16 protein-coding genes are annotated in these 22,740 nt (G+C 58.0%); 1 reads left to right on the top strand and 15 read right to left on the bottom strand.

Annotated features, from left to right (window positions below; genetic code table 11):
- Positions 1-35: 35 nt before the first annotated feature.
- The 12 genes from brxL to R3F72_RS15475 all read right to left on the bottom strand — a co-directional run bounded on the left by brxL (position 36) and on the right by R3F72_RS15475 (position 18,203).
- Positions 36-2,087, bottom strand: a complete 2,052-nt coding sequence (gene brxL / locus R3F72_RS15530; RefSeq protein ID WP_332780118.1) for a BREX system Lon protease-like protein BrxL — start codon at positions 2,085-2,087, stop codon at positions 36-38.
- Positions 2,088-2,099: 12 nt separating this feature from the next.
- Positions 2,100-4,598 (bottom strand): BREX-1 system phosphatase PglZ type A, encoded by a 2,499-nt coding sequence (pglZ, locus tag R3F72_RS15525; RefSeq protein WP_332780117.1) that lies wholly within the window; start codon positions 4,596-4,598, stop codon positions 2,100-2,102.
- Positions 4,595-5,272, bottom strand: a complete 678-nt coding sequence (locus tag R3F72_RS15520) for a DUF4276 family protein (protein WP_332780116.1) — start codon at positions 5,270-5,272, stop codon at positions 4,595-4,597. The genes pglZ and R3F72_RS15520 overlap by 4 nt, the downstream gene beginning before the upstream one ends.
- Complete coding sequence (locus tag R3F72_RS15515; protein ID WP_332780115.1) at positions 5,269-6,381, bottom strand: AAA family ATPase; 1,113 nt, start codon at positions 6,379-6,381, stop codon at positions 5,269-5,271. The genes R3F72_RS15520 and R3F72_RS15515 overlap by 4 nt, the downstream gene beginning before the upstream one ends.
- A gap of 13 nt (positions 6,382-6,394) precedes the next feature.
- The gene (gene pglX / locus R3F72_RS15510) at positions 6,395-9,907 is read right to left on the bottom strand and encodes a BREX-1 system adenine-specific DNA-methyltransferase PglX (RefSeq protein ID WP_332780114.1); all 3,513 of its coding nucleotides are present in this window, start codon (positions 9,905-9,907) and stop codon (positions 6,395-6,397) included.
- A gap of 84 nt (positions 9,908-9,991) precedes the next feature.
- A complete protein-coding gene (locus tag R3F72_RS15505) occupies positions 9,992-11,665 on the bottom strand; it encodes an ATP-binding protein (protein ID WP_332780113.1) in 1,674 nt (557 codons plus the stop codon).
- A 40-nt stretch (positions 11,666-11,705) separates the two neighbouring features.
- Complete coding sequence (brxC, locus tag R3F72_RS15500; protein WP_332780112.1) at positions 11,706-15,287, bottom strand: BREX system P-loop protein BrxC; 3,582 nt, start codon at positions 15,285-15,287, stop codon at positions 11,706-11,708.
- Between the two features lie 43 nt (positions 15,288-15,330).
- A complete protein-coding gene (locus R3F72_RS15495) occupies positions 15,331-15,942 on the bottom strand; it encodes a DUF1788 domain-containing protein (RefSeq protein ID WP_022988851.1) in 612 nt (203 codons plus the stop codon).
- Positions 15,939-16,592: a DUF1819 family protein gene (locus R3F72_RS15490; RefSeq protein ID WP_332780111.1), complete on the bottom strand. Its 654-nt coding sequence runs from the start codon at positions 16,590-16,592 to the stop codon at positions 15,939-15,941. Before R3F72_RS15490 ends, R3F72_RS15495 begins: the two co-directional genes overlap by 4 nt.
- Before the next feature lie 41 nt (positions 16,593-16,633).
- Positions 16,634-17,020, bottom strand: coding sequence for a type II toxin-antitoxin system VapC family toxin (locus tag R3F72_RS15485; protein WP_332780110.1), 387 nt, complete (start codon positions 17,018-17,020; stop codon positions 16,634-16,636).
- A 1-nt stretch (position 17,021) separates the two neighbouring features.
- The gene (locus tag R3F72_RS15480; RefSeq protein ID WP_332780109.1) at positions 17,022-17,261 is read right to left on the bottom strand and encodes a type II toxin-antitoxin system Phd/YefM family antitoxin; all 240 of its coding nucleotides are present in this window, start codon (positions 17,259-17,261) and stop codon (positions 17,022-17,024) included.
- A gap of 78 nt (positions 17,262-17,339) precedes the next feature.
- On the bottom strand, positions 17,340-18,203 hold the full coding sequence (locus R3F72_RS15475) for a YicC/YloC family endoribonuclease (RefSeq protein WP_332780108.1): 864 nt from the start codon (positions 18,201-18,203) through the stop codon (positions 17,340-17,342).
- A gap of 172 nt (positions 18,204-18,375) precedes the next feature.
- Here R3F72_RS15475 and rph point away from each other — a divergent pair, with 172 nt between their 5' ends.
- Positions 18,376-19,098, top strand: coding sequence for a ribonuclease PH (gene rph / locus R3F72_RS15470; RefSeq protein WP_332780107.1), 723 nt, complete (start codon positions 18,376-18,378; stop codon positions 19,096-19,098).
- Positions 19,099-19,245: 147 nt separating this feature from the next.
- On the opposite strand, the gene R3F72_RS15465 is transcribed toward rph, so the two are convergent.
- The 3 genes from R3F72_RS15465 to R3F72_RS15455 all read right to left on the bottom strand — a co-directional run bounded on the left by R3F72_RS15465 (position 19,246) and on the right by R3F72_RS15455 (position 22,712).
- Positions 19,246-20,379, bottom strand: coding sequence for an alkene reductase (locus R3F72_RS15465; protein WP_332780106.1), 1,134 nt, complete (start codon positions 20,377-20,379; stop codon positions 19,246-19,248).
- 160 nt (positions 20,380-20,539) lie between these two features.
- Positions 20,540-21,307 carry a glucose 1-dehydrogenase gene (locus R3F72_RS15460; RefSeq protein WP_087721031.1) on the bottom strand — a complete coding sequence of 256 codons (768 nt, stop codon included), beginning with the start codon at positions 21,305-21,307 and terminating at the stop codon, positions 20,540-20,542.
- A 25-nt stretch (positions 21,308-21,332) separates the two neighbouring features.
- Positions 21,333-22,712 carry a GntP family permease gene (locus tag R3F72_RS15455; protein WP_332780105.1) on the bottom strand — a complete coding sequence of 460 codons (1,380 nt, stop codon included), beginning with the start codon at positions 22,710-22,712 and terminating at the stop codon, positions 21,333-21,335.
- Positions 22,713-22,740 lie beyond the last annotated feature (28 nt).

Genomic DNA, 22,740 nt, shown 5'->3' with positions numbered 1-22,740 from the left:
AGAATTTCTGCAAGAAAGGATAATTAACAGAATAGTTAGTTTGCCCTGATAAACGTTATCTCAAAGGACTTGATCGCACGAAACTGCTGCAACCGGTTGGCAAATGCGAAGGCTTCATTCATCTCGTAGTGCTGGAAGATGTCCAACCCCCGATCCAGCGATATCTTCCAGCCGTGGTCCGTAACGATATGACGGGCGTGAATGGTGCCGCTTTCGTCAAACTCCCAGGTGAAGTCGATACCCACGGTGCGAGCGGATTCCTGGATCTTTTCAAAACTCTCGTCTTGCAGGTCACCCTTGAACTCGTCCCGGACGGTGACGAGGTGAACCGCCACTTCATCTTCTTCGGCCTTGTTCTTCACGATGGCTTCTAGAAACTCCATGAAATTGCGGATCTGGTAGAAAAGCCGAATGTAGGGGTCTGTAACGGTGATCTCACTGGCTCCTTTCAGGTATGCGCCAAACAAACCGTCGAATGAGATGCCTTTTTGATTTTCCTGGAAGGTCAGGTGCTTTTCCTCCAGTACGGGTTCAGAGGCGCGGGGCTCTTTGGGCTCGCCAACTTTAACGTCTGCTGCTGGCTCGGGCGCTTCCCCCCCGTCATCAGGGGTGGACACCGTCTGGTGGTAGTAACCCGGGTACTCTTCTTCCTCAAGTGTCGTGACCAGTATTTCCTGGCGTTGTTGATCCTGATAAGAAAATCGGACTTCGCCGTAGGTGGTGTCAATCCGCTGTAACTGGTCCTTGACCCGCTTGCGCCCCTCGATGGCAAAACGCAGCACTTCTTCAACCTCTTCCTTGGTTGCTCCGCCCTGGGGGAACAGGATCTTCATCAAGCCAGAAAAGGTCTTATTGATACCGTCCCGGTCTCGGGTCGAGATATCCGAAGAAAGAGCAAAGTGCTCGCGGTACTGATCGGAATAATCATAGTTCCGCATCGAGCGCAGGATTTCTGCAAGATAGTCCACCACGAAGCCATAGCCGTCAGAGAACATCTCGCCCCGGATGATGTCGACCTCCCACCCGGGGATGTAGAAGTGGATACGGTCCAGAAAGGCAGAATCGTAGAACTTGTCAGGCAGCTCATCGAACAGGTCCGAATGCTTCAGCATATACGGCACGGTGTGCCGGGTGTTCCCCACGAACACCATGGACGCTTCGGCGCCCAGGGTTTCCACGCCCCGGGAGAAGGACTTGTTGGCCATGTAGTTCTTCATGATGTCGACCAGAGCCTTGTCGACTCGCTTCTGCTTACCAGCAAATTCGTCAAAGGCCACGCAATCCCAGTACCCCACCAGGCCGATCTTGCCGCTGGAGTTATTCACAAATAGCTTGGGTACAGTGACTTCACCACCCGATACCAGGATCCCATGGGGCGAAAACTCGGAGTAAACGTGGGATTTACCCGTCCCCTTGGGGCCAAGTTCGATCAGGTTGTAGTTCCGCTCGCAGAACGGAATCAAGCGGACCAGCTGGGTTAGCTTGCTGCGCCGTCCGAACATATCCGGGTTAAAGCCGATACTCTGGATCAGCAGGTCAATCCACTCATCGGTGCTGAACTGCTGCCGCGCGGCAACGTAGGTGTCGTAGTCGAAGTGAGATAGCTGAATCGGCTTGAGGGTGGACAGAATCCAGGGGCTGACGTTCTGGTCTTCAGAAAATACGTATTCGATATCCGCAATGCACCAGACGCCGCTTACCAGCAGTTTGGGGTGGGCCTTCACGGTTCCCGAGTCCACCAATACCTTCTTAATGCCCAGGTTGGAAAACTGCGCCTCGTAGGCATCCGTCTTCTCATTCAGGGCCACGCTGATCTTGTCGATGACCTTGTAGCGCCCCTTTTCCTTGATATTCGAGCGCACCAACCCGGCCTCGTTGCGGTGGACATAGTGCTTGGCCAGAATCTCCTTGACCGTCTCGATACCGGTCTGAATCGTAGCCTCGTCGTTAGTGGCGCAGTACTGGCCGAGCAGATATTCCAGCACGTATGAGGGGACGATGGCGTTGCCCTTGACCGTTTTCACCAGGTCTTTGCGCACCACCAGCCCTGGGAAGTGTTCGTTGATCTTTTGGTCAAGCGTACTCATTGGCTATAACCCTCAGAAATCAAAATCGCTGGTAAAGGACCGCCGCATCAAATACCTGAGCGACTTGTATTCCTTGTAATGGGAGGTACCAGCGTGCTGTTCTTCCAGCTTTAGGAAAACCTCCTGGCCGTTGGCCTCATCCGCCTTACGGCTCAGCACAAAGCGCACCTGAAGCTCCCGCTCGCGGGGGTTCTCAGAGGTCAGGTCAAACGACAGCTCGTGACTATCCGAAATCAACTCGCCTGCCTGGGTGTAAATCCCGGCCCGCAGGTGGCGAGGCTGCACTTTCTCGGTAACCGGCCCGGACTGATACAAGGTGACAGCCAGTTGGCCGGAAGTGATCACCGAGCTTGCCCCACGCAGGATGTCCACCTCAACGGCACTGACGTCGCTCTGGCGCTTCTTGTTGACCTTCAAGACCGGAATCACCACTTCCTGAAGGGATGCGCCACCATGCACAAATCGGCTGCCGGAGCCTTTAAGGCGCAGCCGGTTGATGGACTTGGGAACCTGCACTTCCATATCGCCATTCAGCCCAAGCTGCTCAGACGAGAAGTGATGGAACGCCGGAGAGGCGGACAGGCCCTTACCCAGCACAAAACGACGGTCCCGGTAGCGAATATCATCGCCAGAAACGACGTCACCCAGGAAATCACTCTCATCCAGCTCACGGTTCTGGTAAATAAAACCATGATCAGCGGTGATCAGCAGGTTGTTGGCGTTGGCCGCCGTGAGCTTCTTGATCAGACGAATCAGATCCCCCAGGGTCTGTTCCGCAGCTTCAAAGGCCTGCCCCTCTGAGTGCATCTTGTCGCCGGTGTGATCGATGCGGTTGTGGTAGATGTACAGCACATCATTACCCTTGAGCAGCTCACGGCTGTCTTCCCGGTTGAGCTGCATAAAATCCTCCGCCTTGACGGCTTGGCCCCGACCATCCAAGGCGGCCCGCAGGATTTTGGTACGATTGACCGTACCCTGTGAGCTTTGGCCATCCACCAGTACCGTGCCGGTGTCATTGTCGGCGATCGCCAAGGACTTGTTGGGCAGCAGCGCCGCCATACCGAGCTGGGTATAGCTGGGCAGGGTCGAGAGAGCCGGTTCGAGCTCCGCGCTGTAGCGATCTTCCTGCCGGATAAGACCCAGCAGCTCGTCACCAATCTCGTAGCGCATGGCGTCGGAAATGATCACACAGATCCGTTTGTCCTTGCGCAGGTACGGGCGAACCCAGTGCTCGAAAAAGGCCTTTTGCTGAACGACCGGATAGGCCTCCCAGCGCGGCGCGGCGTCCACATGAACCTGGAAGCCATCGCCCAGCTTGAGCAGGTAGTTATTGGAATACAGGTTCTCCACCTGCTCACTGAGCTCGCCCATCAACGATGCCTGGCCGGACATGCGCACATGGTAGGTAAACTTGCGGTAGAGCTGATCCAATTGGAACCAGGAACGGCTGTATCGCTGGACGCCGTCGGAGAGGCTGTCCATGGTGAGACGAGCCTCTCCCAGCATCTGGACAAAGCGCGCCGCGAACTCAATGGCTTCATACAGGTGTCGGAACTCCCCGTACCAGTGGCCCTGGCGCCGCTGCCGCACCCACAGTGCCACATCGCCGCTGGTGACCGTGCGGCCAACCACCGCCCGTACCAGGTCACTGATAATCTTCTGGTCGATTAGCCGGAAGTAATCGAGCTCAACCAGGTCCCGGAAGTCCCGTTTACCGAGATCCTGCTCAATGCCCAGCACCTCGGCACACTCGGCAGACAGGGTTTCAAACCCCTGCTCGAACTGCCGGCTGTCTTTCCAGCGTTTGAGGAACACCAGGGCATCGCCGGTCAACTTAACGTCGCCATCGGTGCCCATGGCATAGCAGGACTTGAACAGCTCAATCACGAAGTCGCGCAGGCTGGGGTCACTGGCCTCGTAGCCGTAGAAACGTGTCAGTTGCTCCCACAGGAAGCTATCCAGACCACAACGCTCAATCAGCCGAATGCCATCATCACGCTCTTCCGCCAGTTGCTGCAGCAGGGTTTCCACCACCGAGTCCATACGCGGCTCGCTACCGGCACAGACAGCCAGCATCTTCAGGCGCAGCTGGCCGGCAGTGTCGTCTGGCTTCAGCAGCTTCTTCAACGCATCCTTGCGTTTTATTGCCTGGAAAAATTCCGCGTGGGCCTGGGCCACCTCGGCAAACTCCAGGCCCAATTCCAATTCGGACAGCCAGATAGCCACCTGGTCGGTCCGGAACTCACCGTGGGCCAGCTGTACGTCCAGCAACCAGTTGTCCAGGTCCTCTGGTTGTGGCCCATCCTTGTACAGCAAGAATTTCTGTTCCGGTGACTCCCGCAGGATGCGATATTTCAGGCCGTACTCGTTGTTGGCGATCTCCAGCTTCTCCACGTCCGAAATGGAAACCGCCTCGAAGTCACTGCGCAGCTCTTGCTTGGTGTCGTACCAGAACACAACCCGGTGCTTATCGAAAAGTCTGCTCAGCGCATGAGTGATTTGCTGGCTCATTCTTTGCCCCCGAGCTTCTCCAGGCGCGACACCCACTCATCAAAGTGTTTGCAAGAGGCCCGTAGAGTATCAAGGCCGATATGAGCCGCAACCGAAACCCCCGATGTCACCTTGTCGTACTCCGGTATCTCTTTGAGAATTCGTTTCGATGGCGCTGTTTCTCGACCGTCATTGATGAGCTCCGGATTTTGGGTACCGACCATCTTCACCAGATTCCCAATTGGCTGGTCGTGCTCCAGATACTCCCAATCCAGCTTGGCCGGGTCAGCTAGAATCAGGCTTTCAAATTCATGCAACTGGATATAGGGAATAAAGTTTGGCTTGTTCATTTCATTGCCAAAAGCAGCTTCGAGCCGTTCGATCCTTTGATAAGGCTCCAGCCGTTTCGCCTCGTCAAATCCTGGGAAATCGTCTGGCAAGGCATATAAATCGAACATGCTGGTAAACCAGCATTCCTGGTTGGCGTCTTCCTTCATCCAGGTTTCGATGTCTGCTTTTGCCTTCTGGTAACTGATCAGGCCACCCCGGTATTCTTTGGCCGCCCGTTTGTCCTTGCTCGTTAGCACGCAGCGCGCGTCAGTGTAGACATCAAAGTGCGCCAGATGGGGCGTCAGAACCTGGTCGACAAAGGCTTTTTCGGTCTGGCCCTCGGCGGTTATGTGCAGTCGAATCACGGCTGCCCTCCCAACACATTTTTCTCCCAAAGCTCCGATAGGCTGTACCGTTGCAACCATTCACCCAGCGCCTCCGGTTCCAGAAGGTGGAACGAGCTGGCGCCGGTCTTAGAATCGCGCTCCACGATCACAATCTGCTCCGGAAGGAATTCATCGACCAGACGTGTGGACTGGGTGGCCAGGACCACCTGCGTTTTCTGGGATGCACGTTTGATCATACCGGCAAGCTCAAGCGTGGCAGCCGGATGCAGACCCAACTCCGGCTCATCCAGAACGATCACTTTTGGAAGCAACGCCGGTGGCTGCAACAGCAGCGTGGTCAGCGCCATGAAGCGAAGAGATCCGTCGGAAATCTGATCCGGACCAAAGAGATAATCCTGGCGGTAGGTATCAGACCAGTTCAGTCGCACGAAACGGTCATTGCCAGGAAGGGTATCCAGCACGAAGTCGTTGAACTGCGGCATGATCTTGCGAATATGCCGGACAATTCGTTCGTAGTAAGGACGATAGCTATCCGACTCCTTCAACATCTTGAGAAAGGCCGCGAGGTTGCCCCCATCGCTGCGCAGGTAGGACACATCATCAACGTACACCCGGTCCTTGATTCGGGCGGTGTCGGATGTGTCGTGAAACTGGAAGGTTTGTATGCCTCTGAGCAGACCGGTAAGCACTTTACTGGTGGGCCGATCATCCTGCCCCAGCTCCGCTTCAGGGCCACCACTGGACAGAAAGTATTCTTGCGGCCTGGGGTGACCGGCTTTGTGATAGCTTACCTGTTCACCGCTGACGAACAGCCGGTCCGGCAACCCATAGGATAGCTTTACATCGTAGGAGTCGGTGGTGCTGTCATCTTCCAGTTTCACGCTGAAACTCAGCGATTCGGTCACCTTTGGGCCATAGAACAGAAGCTGGCTGACACCCTGCCTACCAACGTACTGTTGCAATGCTCCGGTGGTCATAAACCCCAGCAGCCGGAACAGTGAAATCAGGTTGCTTTTCCCGGAGCCATTTGCCCCCAAAAGCACCGTGACATCGTTAAAGGCAATAAGCTCGTAGTCGTGGTTGCTGATAGATTTAAAGCCTTTAACGGCAATTTCTTTCAATTTCATAGTTAGCCCTCCTTCATGAGAGGCCAGGAATCTTCTTCAAGGCTTCGCCAAATTTCGGATAGTTCGCTTTCACCCCATCATCGAGATCGATTTCCACCTGCTCGGTAGCCAGGGGATAAAGTACATCCCGCTCGTAGTCATCCAGCTCGGCTAGGATTTTGTTGATCTTCTCGATCTCTTTCAGGGCCTTGGTCTTATCACCTTGGGAGGCCCCGGCGCTGATACTGACGGCCTCCAGATGGTTTTTCCGGGCTTTTAGCTTCTCGTCTTTGAAATCCCGAAGATACTCCAGCACCGTGCCCACGGTGTGAGGCTGGTAGCGGTGCATGTAGATCAGCGCGTTGAATGAGCCCTTTGGTGAGGAGAACAACCAGTAAATGGGGCGTTTCTTGTAACGGCGCACGTGGTCGTTGTAGAAGTCCTTCAGGAAGTACTTGCGGATATCCTTACCCAGTGCCTGCTCGACAAAGCGGAGATTTTCCTCATAGTGCTCTTCGCCAAAGGCGATGCGCAGGAATTCACGGAAACGCTCGGTAATGTCGTCGGTGAACCAGTCGCCATCGAGCATGGGGATAACATTGTCATCATCCGCCGGGAAGCTCGGCTCCGGAACCCGCTTCAGGTAGTCCTCGATGGTCTCTCCCTGGTTGGCCAAGATCAGCCCCGGCTTGTCCAGTGCGTATCGGCCCAACATACAGCCCACGGCATAGGAGACCAGCTCGCGCATGGTGTCAGCCAGCAGAAGCGCCTCCAGCTCCTCCTCGCTTTTGTTGTTGCCGTAGCGGTAGTGAGGGTTGCAGGTCAGGGTGATTTCGTTAAGCGGCACCTCGGGCGTCAGCTCATCCTGCAGGCCGTAGGCCTCGATGAAAATGCGGTTGTTCTCTTCTTCCAGCCGCAGCATCTCGTTCACCATGCCCTGCCAATGGTCGCGGAGCCGGGAGTAGGTGGTCTCCAGCGTTTCGCCGTCATGCTTCGAGAGCAGCGGGAGTGTGGTGAAATCCCAAGAAGTTTCGTAGGAATCCCAATCGGAACGCGCAAGGCCGACGGCCTTGCCCGCGATATCTTCCGCCCTAGTGCGATTGCTCTCTATCAGAGGAAACTCCGCGAAGTCACCTGCCTTGAAGTGCATTGTCGGATTGAGGATGGAAGCAACATAGGTGCCCACGTGAGAATTGCATATGGATGCACAAAGCCAACGGTAGTCCTCGTCGGTTCTGTTAAAAGCACTCAAACCAGTAGCATCGAAGATGAAACCTTCAGGGAAAAGCCGTGCAGAGAGTCCTTTTGTTGTGATATCGGACCACGAAATTGAGGGGCGAAAAATGAAATTAAGATTAAAGTTGTGCGCCCAAATCCGGTCACCTGATGGATGTTTTAGCGTTTGAAGTCGTTGACCGTCATTTTCCCAGTTGACGACAAATTCGTCATTCCCAAACCATTTTCGCTTTTCGCCGCCCTTATTGTAGGGAAACCACTTTGCTCCGGAGTCCGAAGCTGCTTCCCTGGTAGCCGCAGCTCTACACACACGCGAAGCAGATACTTCAAATGAATACCTAACGTAGTCCTCATTTTTGCCAGTGGTTAACCCCTCTCGAGCTTCCAGAACGCTATCAAAATCAGTGGCAGACTCGAAAACTTGTCTCAACTCGGGAGAGACCCAGTAGGCAAGAGGATCTCCTGGTATTTTTTTGAAGTCATTTTCATTAGCTGAGTAACGAATGGGCGATGCAGTGTCAGATGCTGCCTTTTTCAATGCCGCAGATTTCTCTGCTTCAGAATTCCCATCCGTGAGGCGAACAAATGTTGCGAGACGCTCAGAGTTTCTGGATGACACAAGGACAAACGCCGTTGTTGACACGACTTCGCCGCCGATTGAGTCAAAGGCTCGCTCTCCAAGATGGGCCATAGATGAGATATGAGAGCGATCATAGAGCATATCCCGGAATGACTGGAATCGGCTGATAAACATCCAATTCTGCATGGTTATCATGGCGACAGCCCCAGAAGGGCGACACAATGTCAGATTTCGATCAATAAACGCTGAAAACAGGTCCCTTTTTGAGCTTGGATAGTTGTTACCCAACCACGACTTAAGCTGAGTGTTTGCATTACTCGCCCCCATATAGGGAGGATTAGCCACTACAACATGGTATCTTGAGGACAGCGCTTCAGCCATGCGCAACGCAGCCACTGTGCGTGCCTGCAACTCTTTAAGAAGCAAATCGTCGCGAAAGGCTCCCTCCTCTAACACACGCAGCGGCTGAGCAGGGTCGGATAGCTTCGGTATGATCAGCGAGCCGAAGTTTTTGGCATGCTCGAACTGGCCCAACATTTCGCGCAGCTCGTCCGTGAAAAGGTCCTTGCCCACCAGAGCAGCCACGTCCTGCATCTCGGCGTCAGTAAAGACCAGGTTCTCTAGGACGACAATATTAGGCTGCACCGGCTTTCGAAAGAACCGGCGCTGCTTGGCCCGTGCCTTCATGATCAGCGCAAAGGCTGCCAACTCGCCGGCGCGCTCGTCGATCTCAATGCCGTAAAGATTATGAGTCAGAATCTTGGCCGGAATATCGGTAGGTTCGTAGCCTTCCTCCTCGTAAATGGCATAAAGAAGATCGAATGCATAAGTCAGCATATGCCCCGAACCGCAGGCCGGGTCACAGATCTTGATCTCTTCCGGGCTATTGATCCGCAGGAAGTCGGTCTCAGGCTCTTCCGGCTTAATGTAGTAATCCATCCGTTCAATCAGGCCTGAGTCTGGCCGGTTGAGCATCCAGAGACGGCCCAGCGAGTTTTCCACTAAGTAACGAACAATCCAGTGCGGCGTGAATAGCTGGGTCGCCGCTGGGATATTCTCGGGAGTAACCTTCTTGTTCTTCTTGAGATCAGAAAATACCTGGTCTTTCTTCTCGGAGATATAGAACTGATACAGCCAGCCGATCACCTCGACATCTTCACAGGCATCCGGCGTCATGGCTTCGCGGGTATAGGCCAGGATCGAGTTGCCTGAAAGCAGATCATTCGGCATCAAAAGCTCGGTGTAATCGTCAATGCGCTCGAACAGGAACGGCATTGCGCTGTACCAGTAGTTACAGGCAGCTACGACCAACAGGCGATAGGCTTCCCCCTGCGGATCCTGACTGGGTGTTTTGCCGTCCAGAAGAGCGAAGATCTTTTGGCGGGTTAGCTCCGAAACCATGTCTTCATCGATATGGCCCATCTTGGCATCCGCCAGGATCTCTGGTTGGAACTGCCCCTCGGCGGGCGAGACCACGCCGATGCGGTTATATCGGTTCACGTCCATAAACCGCAGGGCTACGAGCCGGTTGAACCAGATATACGCCACCCGCTCGACAACCTGCTCTTTACCCTGCTCGGCTATCGCCTCTTCCAGCTTTTTGATGGCCAATGGGCTTTCCCGCCGGGCGGGGCTTTCTTCGGCCAATACCAGCTTTAGCTTGGCGCCGACCTGTTCAATCAGGCTGCGGCGGGCGAACTGGGCGAATTTTCTGAGTTTTGCGGTTTCCATCGATTCATGCCTTGGTTTTGATCGTGACCGAGCGATATACGCTGACGCATAAATGAGCGCATATATTTACGCTGAGCGCATAAATTAACGCGCGCGCTTGTAAATAGCCCCTTTACGCTCGCCTATTTGCTCGATTTCGCCCTTTTTCTTCAATCTGGCCAACAACTTGTAGGCTTGATCCGGGCTGATATGGCACAGCTCAACCACGTCAGCACGCTTGATGCTGCCGTGCGTATCAATAAAGCTCATGACCATCTGCTCTTGCTGGATAGGATCAAACCCCGCCTGGCGCACATAGGCGGCCTTTTGCCCCGCTCCCCGGTACACCTTGGCGCTCAGGGTGTAGGTACGGCCTTTGCCGGTGCCGTGGGCTTCCACCATGCCGGCTTCCACCAGTTTCTCCAGGGTGCCCCGGACCACGGTTTCGGGCTTTTGCACGGATTTGGCCAGGTCCGCCGTTCTTAAGCGCCGCTCATTGCGCAGCCGGGACAGGATGATCAGGCTGTCGATGGGCATGGCGGCGCCAGTCTGTTCCTCGCGCTTGACGATCATGCGCAGGAATTCGGCGTCCGCGTCCGCTGCGCTCATGCGCACGGAGACGGTGTGAGCGGACGACATGGAGTAGTCGGGGGCGGTACGTCCGTAGCGGAGCATGCCCTCGAAGATGCGGTCGATACCCCGGCCCGTGCGTTCGGCCAAACCGATACGCTTGATGATGTCAGCCAGTAGTGGATTGCGGGAGCGGGGGTCGGCTACCAGCAGGTTGTCCAGGTTGACGCCTTCCACAAACCCGCCCGGATTACTGATGCTCAAGCCGTCATCGTCCAGTTTGACGTGCACGGCGCCCAGGGCGCTGTAGTCGCGGTGAACCAGGGCGTTTACGAAAGCTTCCCGAAAGGCCCGACGGTCGAAGTTGGGGATAGGCACGCGAAACAGGCCGACTTGAATTTCCTCTTCCTCCACTCGGGCGCGAAACAGCACTTCGACCTCTTCAAAGGTCTCCAGCAGCGGTTTGCGGTAGAACTCATTGACCAGGACATCGGTACCGCGCAACACCTGGAAGGCTACCTCGTGGGAGGGTAGGTGTTGCCGGAGCTGCATGTCGTTCCCCAGCAGCAACAGGCCTGCAACCGTGGGGCGGCGCATGCCACCCACGCTCACAGTCAGCCCCAGGGCGCCGTCCAGCTCATCGTCCGCCAGGGGCGTCAGGCTCTGGTCGCCGCCGTATTTCTTGATGGCGTTGCGGATGCGGATGCGCTGAATCGGGTCCAGGTCTTCAACCGCCAGGTTTTCCAGCGGCAAGGCAGAGGGGTCCGTTACTCCCAGGCTGGACTGGCGCTGAACAAACTCATGGGGGTAGAAGGGCACGGCCTCCGGAGTGCCGTCCATTCTCAGGCGCCGACGTTGCAGCAGGCCATCCGAGGTCGACACCAGCTGCCGGGACTTGGGCACCTGGATCCTGGCAATGGGTTGCCCCTCCAGCTCCAGGGCCTCAACGCGCACGGCCAGCGAGGGAATGGTCTTGTTGGCGATCAGTGCGGGCAGGCCAGCGAGGTTGCGGTGGTTGGCATGCAGCCCAGTCGGGGTGCCATCGTCTTCTACGCCCAGGAAAAGGTCGCCGCCCTCGGTGTTGGCCAGGGCCACCACCGCGGCCACCAGATCCCGGTCCGGCAGGCTTTTGACGTCGCTCTTGAACTCGACGGCGAGGCTTTCGCCGCCTCGAATGAGCGCCTGGATTTCCTGTTCGGCTTCGTGCATGGCTATCCCCAACTTTGACCGGTCAGACGGTTCGGCACGCTTAGATCTGGACCTTGCGCCCTTGCTGGACTTCAACCAGCAGGGCCTCGCGCAGGGCATTCAGGTACCGGTCGACATCCCCCTCGTCGGCCAACCAGGCCTTGTCGAACGCGACACGGAGGTTGCGAGTGTGAACGTAGTCGGCTGCCGATTCCTTGACCTCGTGAGGGCCCCCTTCATTCTGGTCTTCACTCTGGCCACCTGGGGGCTGATCGGGGTCGTCTGCCGGTGCTGATTTCTGATTGGCCAGCGCCACCATTTTGCCCAGCAGCTTCTGGTAGCCCTCTTCTTCAAAGTATCGGGTCCGGTCCTTGATCACGGCAATCAGGCGCTCCTGTGCGATGTAATCGACCAGATCCCGGAACGGTTTGTTGAGTTCACCCTGGCGCGGCTCCGGCAGGGACTGATATTCGTCCATGCTTTGCATGCGCTCCTGCATGGTCTTCAGGGAGGTTTCTGCCTGAGTTCGGGTTTGCTGCACTTTCTCGTCGATGCGCTCCTGCAGGCTATCCAATTGGCCCTTGAGCTGCTGAATGCGATTCCCTTTGTAGCAGTTGGGGTCGTTCAGGATGGTGCGGATCTGCTCGATCTCGTCCCCGGACACATAGATGAAGTTGGGCTCCTGGCTCTGCAGGAAGGACCGAGCCTGGTTGTAGATGTCTTTTTGTGAACCGCCCATAAACTTGCGGATGGGGTCGATGACATCCTCTTTCAGGTCCAGCAGCTGGTCTTCCTGCTTGCCCAATTCCGTCAGGTGCCAGGTGTAGGGCTTTCCGGCGACCTCTTTCAGCGTCTCCAGGGCAGGTTTCAAGGCATTGAGAAACGGGTACTGATCGACCTGCGCTATCCGCCGATCGAGGTCGTGGTACATGTCCTGGAAGGCTTCGCCGGCCTCTTTACCCAGGGCCTTGGCTTCGCTGCTGCGGGGCGGGCTGTCGAAGAAGTCCTCGTAGAACGACTTGAGCGCTCGGACCTGAGAGGCGGTGAACTCAATCTGTGGTTCCAGCACCACGTTGCCGTGGCCGTGAGTGTTACGCAGGGCGCGCTCCAACCCGCTGTCCTCCAGGATGTTACCGTCGAGACGAACTTCCACCTTGCCACGGGCACACAGGTTGGCCAGCGTGCAGAGAATCGCGGCGTAATACCAGCCGTAGGGTTTGCGTTCGAACTTTTCCAGCAGGCTCTTGAGGGTGGTGCGGACACCGCCCCGATTGTTGCTCTGAATGAATGCCAGCACCTCCTGCTCGGATTCCGCCAGGGCCGTGGCGTCATTACCGAAAAGGCCATCGTCTGTGCGGTTGAGGCAATTGCTGATGTCGTTTTCCGTGTAGGAAACGCCGCGCAACATGCGGAGGTTGGGGTAAGCCCGTGAAATCAGCTCATGGAAGCCCCGAATAATGCGGGTCTGGGGGTCCTCATTCGCCACTTCCACATCGGCGCCGCCAATGAGCAACTTGGACTTGCCAATGAGGGTCTGAACCTGCTGCCGGAGCCTGGCCTCGCGCTCACGGTTCTGAAAGCCCTTGTCATTCAGGATCCGCTTAACGGCTTCCTGCTGGGTAACGGAAATATTCTGCTTTATATACTTCTCGGTGCGCTTGAACATGAGCAGATCGCGCACCAGGCGCTCGTCCGACGGCATGAGCACGAACAACTCGTCCGCCTTGTAGGTCGAGGCTGTGCGTAGCATCTGCTCGTTGTCAGTATGCTCGTGGAACGGGCTGATGACATTGATCGAGAGCTCGTATTCACGCCCATGCAGACGATCATCCAGTTTGCGCGAATAGGAGTAGTCCTGCCCCTGATTCTGGGAAGAGCCGGCGTCATAGCGGATCTTGCGCTGCTTGATGACAAAATCGAAAACGATCTTTTCCAGCTCGTCCGCAACGTCCGATGACTCAACCTCTGTGTTTTTGATCTCCTGCTCGACGTCCTTTTCCTCGTCCGTCAGGTACTCGTACTGGTCCCCGTTGCGCTGTATGTAGGTCTGTTGCTCCAGAAGGCTCAGGGCTTCCTCCACCTTAGCGCGAAGTGCCGGCAAGTCCTGATCGAAGGCATCCAGCATCAGCACGCATAGGTTGCGCACCGTGGGCTTGAATTCCTTGACATATTTGACCAGGAACAGGGCTTTCAGCAACCGAATGGCGAAGGCATTATCGAGATGGTTCTCGGCCTGAATAATCGCCCGCTGTATTTGTGATTTCAGTGCGGAGCGGATGCCTTCAAACATCAGGTCAAAGGTGGCCAGTTGGCCCACCTGATGGTTGCCGATGTGGATGGCCACCTGCTGGAAAACCCCCAGCATGGAGCGCTCACCGACAGAACTGTGTTTACCCTCGAAGGCGTTGTGCTGCGACAGGTTTTGAATCGCCGATTGAAACAGCGCGAACTGGTAGGGGACGAAGGGGTAGCTGTGGATGAAGTGGTCCCTGTCTCGGAAGTTCCGGTAGGTGGCCGATCCATCCGCGAAGTCAAACAGGGTTTTGAAGTTGTTTGCCTGCGCGTGATAGACGTCCGACAACTGATTGACGCCTTCTTCGGTCTTGGTCAGAAGGCGCTTCTGGATGACCTCCGCCACGTCCGCGCTGGACAGCTTCATACGGTTATTGAACCGCGCCTGAATTTTCGAGAAATCGTGGCCCTGCTGCTTGCCCATTTCGCCCACCACGTTTTTCATTTCTTCCTGGGCGGTGACGATAATCCAGGCCCGGCCCCGACATTTGGTGGCGAGGCTCTCGGCAATGGTTTGCAGGTTGGTCATCAGCTTGGTGTTGTCGGCAATGTACTGGCCAACCTCGTCCACAAAGAAGTTCAGGCGGAATTCTTTATGGCCTCCTTCTTTTGCCTGCTTCTCGATATAGGCATTCACATTGTCCGCGAAGTCCTCTATCGAAACTCGGTATTCGCTGCGGTACTTGTCGAGGATGCCCGCTGCCGACTGCGGGTCGCTACCGGTCACAGCGGCATAGGCTTTGGCGATATTAGCGCCTTCCAGAAGGGCCTGCTCCCGGCCTTTCTGCCAGGAGCGACCGGCAATGGCCTCGTACTCGGCTTTGAACTGCTTGTACAGGCCACGACCGTCCAGATCGCGTTCAAACTGGGCAATGTGCCCTTGTTTGCCGTAGTAGCCGCACATTTCGTCGAAGACTTTAACGAACACGGCCAGAAGCGCATCGATCTGGGTTTTGCTGATGACATCGGCTTTCTGGTCGATGTTGAACAGAATGCTCTTCGCCGGAATTGAGACAGCTCGCTTCAGGTCGCCCCGGAGAATTTCATTCTCACTGCACTTGGGAAGGAACAGATCCAGTGTCGTAGCACCGTCCATCTCCCGGTTTTCAAGCAGAAGGGCCAGCATCTTGAGGAGGTGCGACTTACCTGAGCCGAAGAAGCCGGATACCCAGACCCCGTTCGCCCCTTCGTAGTTATTGTAGGCGTCCAGGAACTCTTCGAGGCGTTTCTCGACTTCGTTGGTCAGTACGTATTCTTCAATTTCGAGGCGAAGACTGGCTTCATCGTCGGCTTTGATAACACCTTCAATGGGGCGGTCAACGGGCTTTAGAAAAATATTCTTCAATGTCATTGTACTTTCCCTTAATGATTACGCCTCGAATCGTATCGTCCGCTCAGGCTTCGTAATGAAAGATGTTGAACGCACGGTAGTACTTGTCGTCATGCAGCCTGCCGAACAGATCCAGCGATGCACCGGTTTCCAGCGAGTGGGTATAGGAGCCCGGGAAGAACATCACCGTTGGCTGGTCTTTGGCGGTGCTCTGCAAGTTGTTGAGCACGTTGTGGGAGCGTATGTAGGGGAAGACCTCCCCCACCCCTGAGAGAAACAGCACGTCAAACTCAACGGACTGGAGCTTTGCCGCAATAGCGGGCACCAAATGGGCTTCCGGGTCCAGCACTCCCTGTAGCAGTTCTTTCAGCTGATCCTTTGAGACCGTGGGCTCGAGCTCCAACACCTGCTCCCAGATGTCTCTTTCTTTCAAAATATCGACGGCCAGGTCGTACAGATTGATACTCAGGATCCGGATGCCCGCCTGCTCCAGCCGGTTAACCAACTGCCGCTGAAGACGCTCCATCTCGACCGCTTCTTCAGGCCGGTAGGGGCAGATGAAGAAAGGCACTTCATTACCCAGTCCCTGTTTGTTCAGGAACCGCTGGCCGGAAACCACGCTGAACAGGTGCTGTAGTCGCTCCTGCATCGGCATTTTGGCAATGTCCTTTTTCAAGCTGACATCCCCCTGATATCGGATTCATAGACTGGGAAGTAGAAAAACTCGTCAGGATTGTTCTGACGCAGCAACTCAATCAGCCTGGGGCTTAGCAGTACTGCGTTTATGGTTTTGTCCTTAGCTAACAACCCTGCCTCCCGCAGCATTCTGAACAGGACCTGCCGCAATTTATCGCGCGTTGAGGCGCTGGCATTATCAAGCTCGTCATGCCACTCCGATTTACGGTTGTAGAAGGCATCGAAATCCTCAAAACTGAGATCCAGCTTCATCGCGACAAACCGTTCGTGTAGCACTTCCACCGCAAAGTCCGCGATAAAGCGGTACAGGCGGCACACGGCAACCCACAGAAGGTGAGCCTGGTCCTGGTGGTTTGCCTCGGCCAGGAAAGTCAGTTCGCTTTCGGTCAACGTCTTCAGGCGTGCAATCGCCTCTCTACAGGTGCGCTTTGCCGTACTTTCTGTCCTGGCCTGCAACAGGTTGTCACGCAGCGCTTGAGCACGCACCTCATCCCAGTCCCGGAGTGATAGGTACAGCTCGGCTAGCTTCACCGATTCGCGGTGATATAGGCTGCCAGAGGTGAAGGAGATGCGATATCGTCTATTACCCATTGCGTTTAGACCTTGCCTGTATTGCGGGCCTTTGATCATCGTGATATCCGATTCCCTCACTACGCCATGTCTAGCGAATCTTAAACCCGCCGAATCGGCCCCCGGTAACGCGCGACCAGTTCATCCGCCGTCAGCAGCAGAAAGCCCTCGGACTCGGCCTGGGCGACCAAGATGCGATCGAAAGGATCCTTGTGAATATCCGGCAAATGGCTGACCGCCAAGGTGTGGTGAGAGGTGATGGGTAGCTCAAGGTAGCCGTTCTCGATCAAGCCGCGGCGTAGAAGATGCGGATCTACTTGGAAGTCAGGTCGATCCAGGCCGGCTTTGATGACGATCTCCCAAAGACTCGCGGCGCTGAAATAGACCTTGTTACCCTGATCGTTGATGAGCCCGGTCGTCTCATCGGAGAGCCGCTCGGGCTCTGCCGCTGCCCAGAGCAGAACATGGGTGTCGAGGAGAAGGTTCATATCAGCCCCCGAACATGTCGGCGATTTCGTCTTGGCCCATGCGGTCGAAGTCTTCGGGAACCTTGAACTGGCCTTTCATGAAGCCAATTCGCTTCTGCTGCCCGGCATCCGGACTATCGATGGCCGTGACCTTGGCGATCGGCTTGCCGGCCTTGGCGATGACAAAACCTTCTCCCTGCGCGGCTTTGGCGAGGAGCTGGGAGAGCCGAGTCTTGGCTTCGTGAATGTTGACGGATTCCATTGGATATTCCGGTGGCTTAGTTCATTGGGCTTAGTCTAATTGAAGCTGGCAATTCTGTCCCTATCGAGATTGGCATCGTCACTCCAAATTCTGAATCTGTTCCCGCATCTGCTCGATCAGCACCTTCAGCTCCACGGCGCAGCGGGTGGTGTCGGCGACGATGGCCTTGGAGGAGAGGGTATTGGCTTCGCGGTTGAGTTCCTGCATCAGGAAGTCGAGACGCCGGCCGATGGGGCCTTTTTGTTTGAGCTGGCGTTCGACCTCGGTGACGTGGGTCTCCAGCCGGTCGAGTTCTTCGGCAACGTCAGCCTTATGCGCGAGCATCACCATCTCCGCTTCCAGGCGCTGCGGGTCGAGTTCGGTCTTGGCGCTTTCCAGCCTTTCCAGTAGCTGGGTGCGCTGACGCTCGAGAATCGTCGGCAAGTGTTCGCGCACGATAGCCACCTGCTCGCGTATGCCGTTCAGACGCTCGCGAATCAGCTCTGCCAGGCGCTCACCTTCGCGGGCGCGGCCGGTTTCCAGATCTTTCAGCGCGGCGTCGAACAGTTCGAGCCCGGCGGCCTTGACGCTATCGAGATCGAGGCGCTGGGTGGCCATCACGCCGGGGTGGGCGAGCAGTTCCAGCGCATTGGGCATTGGCGCTTGTGGCAGTTGGGCGCGGACCTGTTCCAGCGCGTGCGTCAGCGCGCTGAGCTGGCCGGCGTTGATGCCGGGGGCGGCGTCGTTCTCGGCGGGATCGAAGCGCAGAAAGCACTCGACCTTGCCGCGCGAAAGGCGCTGACGCATCGCTTCGCGGAAGTGCGGTTCGAGATCGCGCAGGGCATCGGGAAGGCGGAAGTGGGGCTCCAGGTAGCGCTGGTTCACGGAGCGCAGTTCGAGCTGCAGGCTGCCCCAGTTGGCCTCGTGGGTCTGGCGGGAGAAGGCGGTCATGCTGTGGGGCATGGGAATTCCTTGAATCGTCGAGCTGGTCGGTCGAGTGTAACCCATCCGTGACGGCGTTGGCCGCCGCTCGCTAGCCGTGAATGTACGGCTGACCCGTGTAGAATGGCCGACCTCCATGAGGCGCCGTCAGTGTGGCGCTTCTGTCATTGATGTTTTGGATCGAGAGGCTTTCATGCGCCCGAGTGGACGACAACCCGATCAGCCCCGCGAGGTCACGCTGACCCGCGGTTTTACCCGTCACGCCGAAGGCTCGGTGCTGGTGAGCTTCGGCGATACCCAGGTGCTGTGCAACGCCAGCGTCGAAGCCGGCGTGCCGCGTTGGCTGCGCGGCAAGAACCAGGGCTGGGTGACGGCGGAATACGGCATGCTGCCGCGCGCGACCCATTCCCGTAGCGGTCGTGAAGCGGCGCGGGGCAAGCAGGGCGGGCGCACGCTGGAAATCCAGCGTCTGATCGGCCGGTCGCTGCGGGCGGCGGTGGATCTGAAGAAGCTCGGCGAGTTCACGATCACGGTCGACTGCGACGTGCTGCAGGCCGATGGCGGCACGCGCACGGCCTCGATCACCGGGGCCTGCGTGGCGCTGGTCGAGGCGCTGCAGTACATGCAGCGCAAGAAGATGATCAAGACCGACCCGTTCCGCCAGCTGGTCAGCTCGATCTCGGTGGGCGTCTACAAGGGCACGCCGGTGCTCGATCTGGACTACCCGGAAGACAGCGCCGCCGACACCGACATGAACGTGGTGATGACCGAAGACGGCAAGCTGATCGAAGTGCAGGGTACGGCGGAAGCGGAGGCGTTCTCCCGCGCCGAGCTCAACGGCATGCTCGATCTGGCCGAGAGCGGCTGTCAGGCGCTGTTTGCCAAGCAGCATGAGGCGCTGGGCATTCGTCGCTAAGCGAGAATCGACCACGACCAGCGGTTCGCATGGTCAGTGAGCGCCCCATGAAAAACGCCCCGATCCTGAGATCGGGGCGTTTCTCGTTCTGCACGATCGTCCTTAACAACAGTCTCGAACGATCGTTAGCGCGATCCGCGAGCCGGATCAGGACTTCCCGGCGATCATCTTCTCGCGTGCCAGGCGCGCCTGCTCTTCCTCGTAGGTGGGGAAGTCGACGTAGCCACGGGCATCGCCGCCGTAGAAGGTATCCGGGTCGAACTCGGCCAGCGGCCAGTCGTTCTGCAGGCGCTCGACCAGATCCGGGTTGGAGGTGAACGGGCGGCCAAACACCGGCAGATCGATGGTGCCATCGTCGACCAGGCGCTGCGCTTCCGCCTTGTCGAGGTTGCCGGCGAACAGCAGCGTGCCGCGATAGGCATCGCGGAACTGGCGCAGGAACTCCCGCGGCAGCGCGTTCTGCCCCTGGGCGCCCTGATCCATGATATGGACATAGGCCAGGTTGCGCTTGCTCAGCTCTTCGGCGAGATAGAGATAGGTGCCTTCGATGTCGTCATAGATCGGCATGTCGAACAGCGTGCCGTAGGGCGTCAGGCGCACGCCGACGCGATGCTCGCCGATCAGCGCGATGGAGGCGTCGATCGCTTCGAGCAGCAGGCGGCAGCGATTTTCCCGCGAGCCGCCGTACTCGTCGGTACGGTCGTTGAGACCGCCGTTGATGAACTGCTCGAGCAGATAGCCGTTGGCGCCATGCAGCTCGACCCCATCGAAGCCGGCATTGCGCGCATTCAGCGCCGCCTGGGCGAAATCGCTGACGAGGCGGTGGCACTCTTCGGTCGTGGCAGCGCGCGGCGTGGTCGCTGCCATCATGTCGGGCTGGCCGTCTTCGTTGTAGCCGAACGCCATGCCGCCCTGCTTGGCGGTGCTGCTGATCGGCGCGGCGCCGTTCTGCTGGATCGAGGTGTGCGAGACACGGCCGACGTGCCAAGTCTGGCAGAAGATCACGCCGCCGCGCTCGTGCACGGCCTGGGTCGCTTTCTTCCAGCCGGCGATCTGGTCCGGGCCGTAAATGCCCGGGTTGAACAGATAGCCCTGGCCTTCACGAGAGATGGGGCTGCCTTCTGAGATGATCAGCCCGGCGCTGGCGCGCTGACGATAGTAGAGCGCGCCCATTTCGTCGGGCACGTCGCCCTTGGCGCGGGCGCGGGTCATCGGTGCCATGACGATGCGGTTGTTCAGGCGGGTACCGGCGAGATCGAACGGTTCGAAAAGTGCTGCCATATCGTGAATTCCTTCCTTGCTTCGGCCTGATGTGGCTAAAGTGATAGACCAAAGTCTAGGAAATGATTAGCCAGCCAACAATGAATCCTTTCGACTGGCCCGATACAGGAAAGCTATCGCCGCAGAAGGGCGGCCGCTGAATCGCCGCCGTGAGGGGCGCTCAGACCACCGAGGTCATGCCGCCATCGACGAAAACGTTCTGCCCGGAGACGAAGTTCGAGGCGCCGGAGCAGAGGTAGATCAGCGTGCCGACCAGTTCCTCGACCTGACCCCAGCGTTGCGCCGGGGTGCGCTTCTCGATCCAGGCGTTGAAGTCGGCGTCCTGCCATAGCGCCTGGTTCATGTCGGTCTGGAAGTAGCCGGGGGAGAGGCAGTTGACCTGGATGCCGTAGCGCGCCAGATCGGCGGCCATGCCCTGAGTCAGCAGCGCCACGCCGCCCTTGGAAGCGGCGTAGGGCACGATGGTTTCCCGGGCGAGTTTCGACTGCACCGAACCGATGTTGACGATCTTGCCGCTGCCACGTTCCGACATCGCCGGGCTCACCGCCTTCGACACATAGAAGGCGCTGGAGAGGTTGGTGGCGATGACGGCATCCCAGTCGGCGGGGTCGAAGTCGTTGAACGGGCCGCGTTTCTGCAGGCCGGCGTTGTTGACCAGAATATTCGGCACGCCCAGGCGTTCGATCAGCGGATCGATGGCCGCTTTCACCGCCTCGGCATCGGTCACGTCGAAAGCCACGGCGTCGACCTTGGCCCCGGTTTCCGCCGCCAGTTTCCGGGCGGCTTCCTCGGCTGCGTCCTGCCGGCGCCCGTGAACGATCACATGGGCGCCCTGTTCGGCCAGCCCGCGTGCCAGGGCATTGCCCAGCCCGCGGGTCGAACCGGTGATCAGCGCCAGTTGGCCTTGAATATCGAAGAGATTGGTCATCGTTTTCCTCGTATCGGTGAATGCTCTAGAAGATCAGATAGACCGCGCAGGCCAGCACGAACCCGACCACGGACTCCAGCGCCTGCTGCACGGTCCAGGTCATCAGCGTGGTCTTGACGTCCATCCCCAGCAGGCGGCCCACCAGCCAGAAGCCGGAGTCGTTGACGTGGCCGGCGAAGACCGAGCCGGCGGCGGTGGCCAGCGTGATCGCGACGACCTGCATGGCGGAGAAGTCGCCGTTGGCCACGGCCGGCGCCATCAGCCCGGCGGCGGTGACCAGTGCCACGGTGGCGGAACCCTGCGCCAGACGCATCACCACGGCGACCAGATAGGCGGCGGCGATGACCGGCAGGCCCAGGTCGCTCATCGAATCGGACAGCGCATCGCCGATGCCGGAAGCCTGCAGCACGCCGCCGAACATGCCGCCGGCGCCGGTGATCAGGATCACCGAGCAGATCGGCCCCAGCGAGGAGTCGACGATCTTCTCCAGCGCGCTGCCGCCTTCGCCGCGACGGCTGCCCAGCACGTAGATCGCTACCAGCACCGAAATCAGCAGCGCGATCGGCGTCTCGCCCAGCGAGGAGAGGAACTGGAACCAGGTGGCATCGCTGTCGGCCATGCCGGCGGCGCGGGCGAAGTCGAGCCCGGTGTTGAGAAAGATCAGCGCCAGCGGCAGCAACAGCAGCGCGATGACCGTGCCCACGCCGGGCGGGTTGTGGATCTCGTCGTTGTCCTGGCCGCCGAACAGGCTCACTTCCAGCCGGAAATCGAAGCGGTTGGCGGCGAATCGCCCCCACAGGTAACCCGAGAGATACCACATCGGGAAGGCGATGATGATGCCCACCAGCAGCACCAGGCCGAGGTTAGCGCCGTAGAGCTCGGTGGCGGTGACCGGGCCGGGGTGCGGCGGCACGAACACGTGCATCACCGAAAACGCGGCTGCCGCCGGTAGTGCGTAGAGCAGCACCGGGCCGCCGAGGCGCTTGGCGACAGCGAAGATGATCGGCAGCATCACGATCAGGCCGGCATCGAAGAAGATCGGGAAGCCCATGATCAGCGAGGCGATGCCCAGCGCAAAGGGGGCGCGGGCCTCGCCGAACAGCGAGACCATCCGCTCGGCCAGCACCTGGGCGCCGCCGGAGTGCTCCACCAGCTTGCCCAGCATCGCGCCGAAGCCGACCAGCAGCGCCACCGAGCCCAGCGTGCCAGCGAAACTGTCGGTCATGGTATCGACGACGGCCCCGGCGGGGATGCCGGTGGCGAACGCGGTCAGCAGGCTGACCAGCACCAGCGTCGGAAAGGCGTGCAGATGAAAGCGAATGATCAGGATCAGCAGCAGCGCGATCGCTGCCGCGGCGATACCCAACAGCGGTCCTGCCGTCAGGGTTTGCGTCCAGTCCTCCATGAGACTCTCCCGGAAGTGGTCATTGCGA

This window comes from Salinicola sp. 4072 (genome assembly GCF_036663415.1).
GTDB classification, from domain to species: Bacteria; Pseudomonadota; Gammaproteobacteria; order Pseudomonadales; family Halomonadaceae; genus Salinicola; species Salinicola salarius_A.
This window is presented reverse-complemented; position numbering and strand designations above follow the sequence as displayed.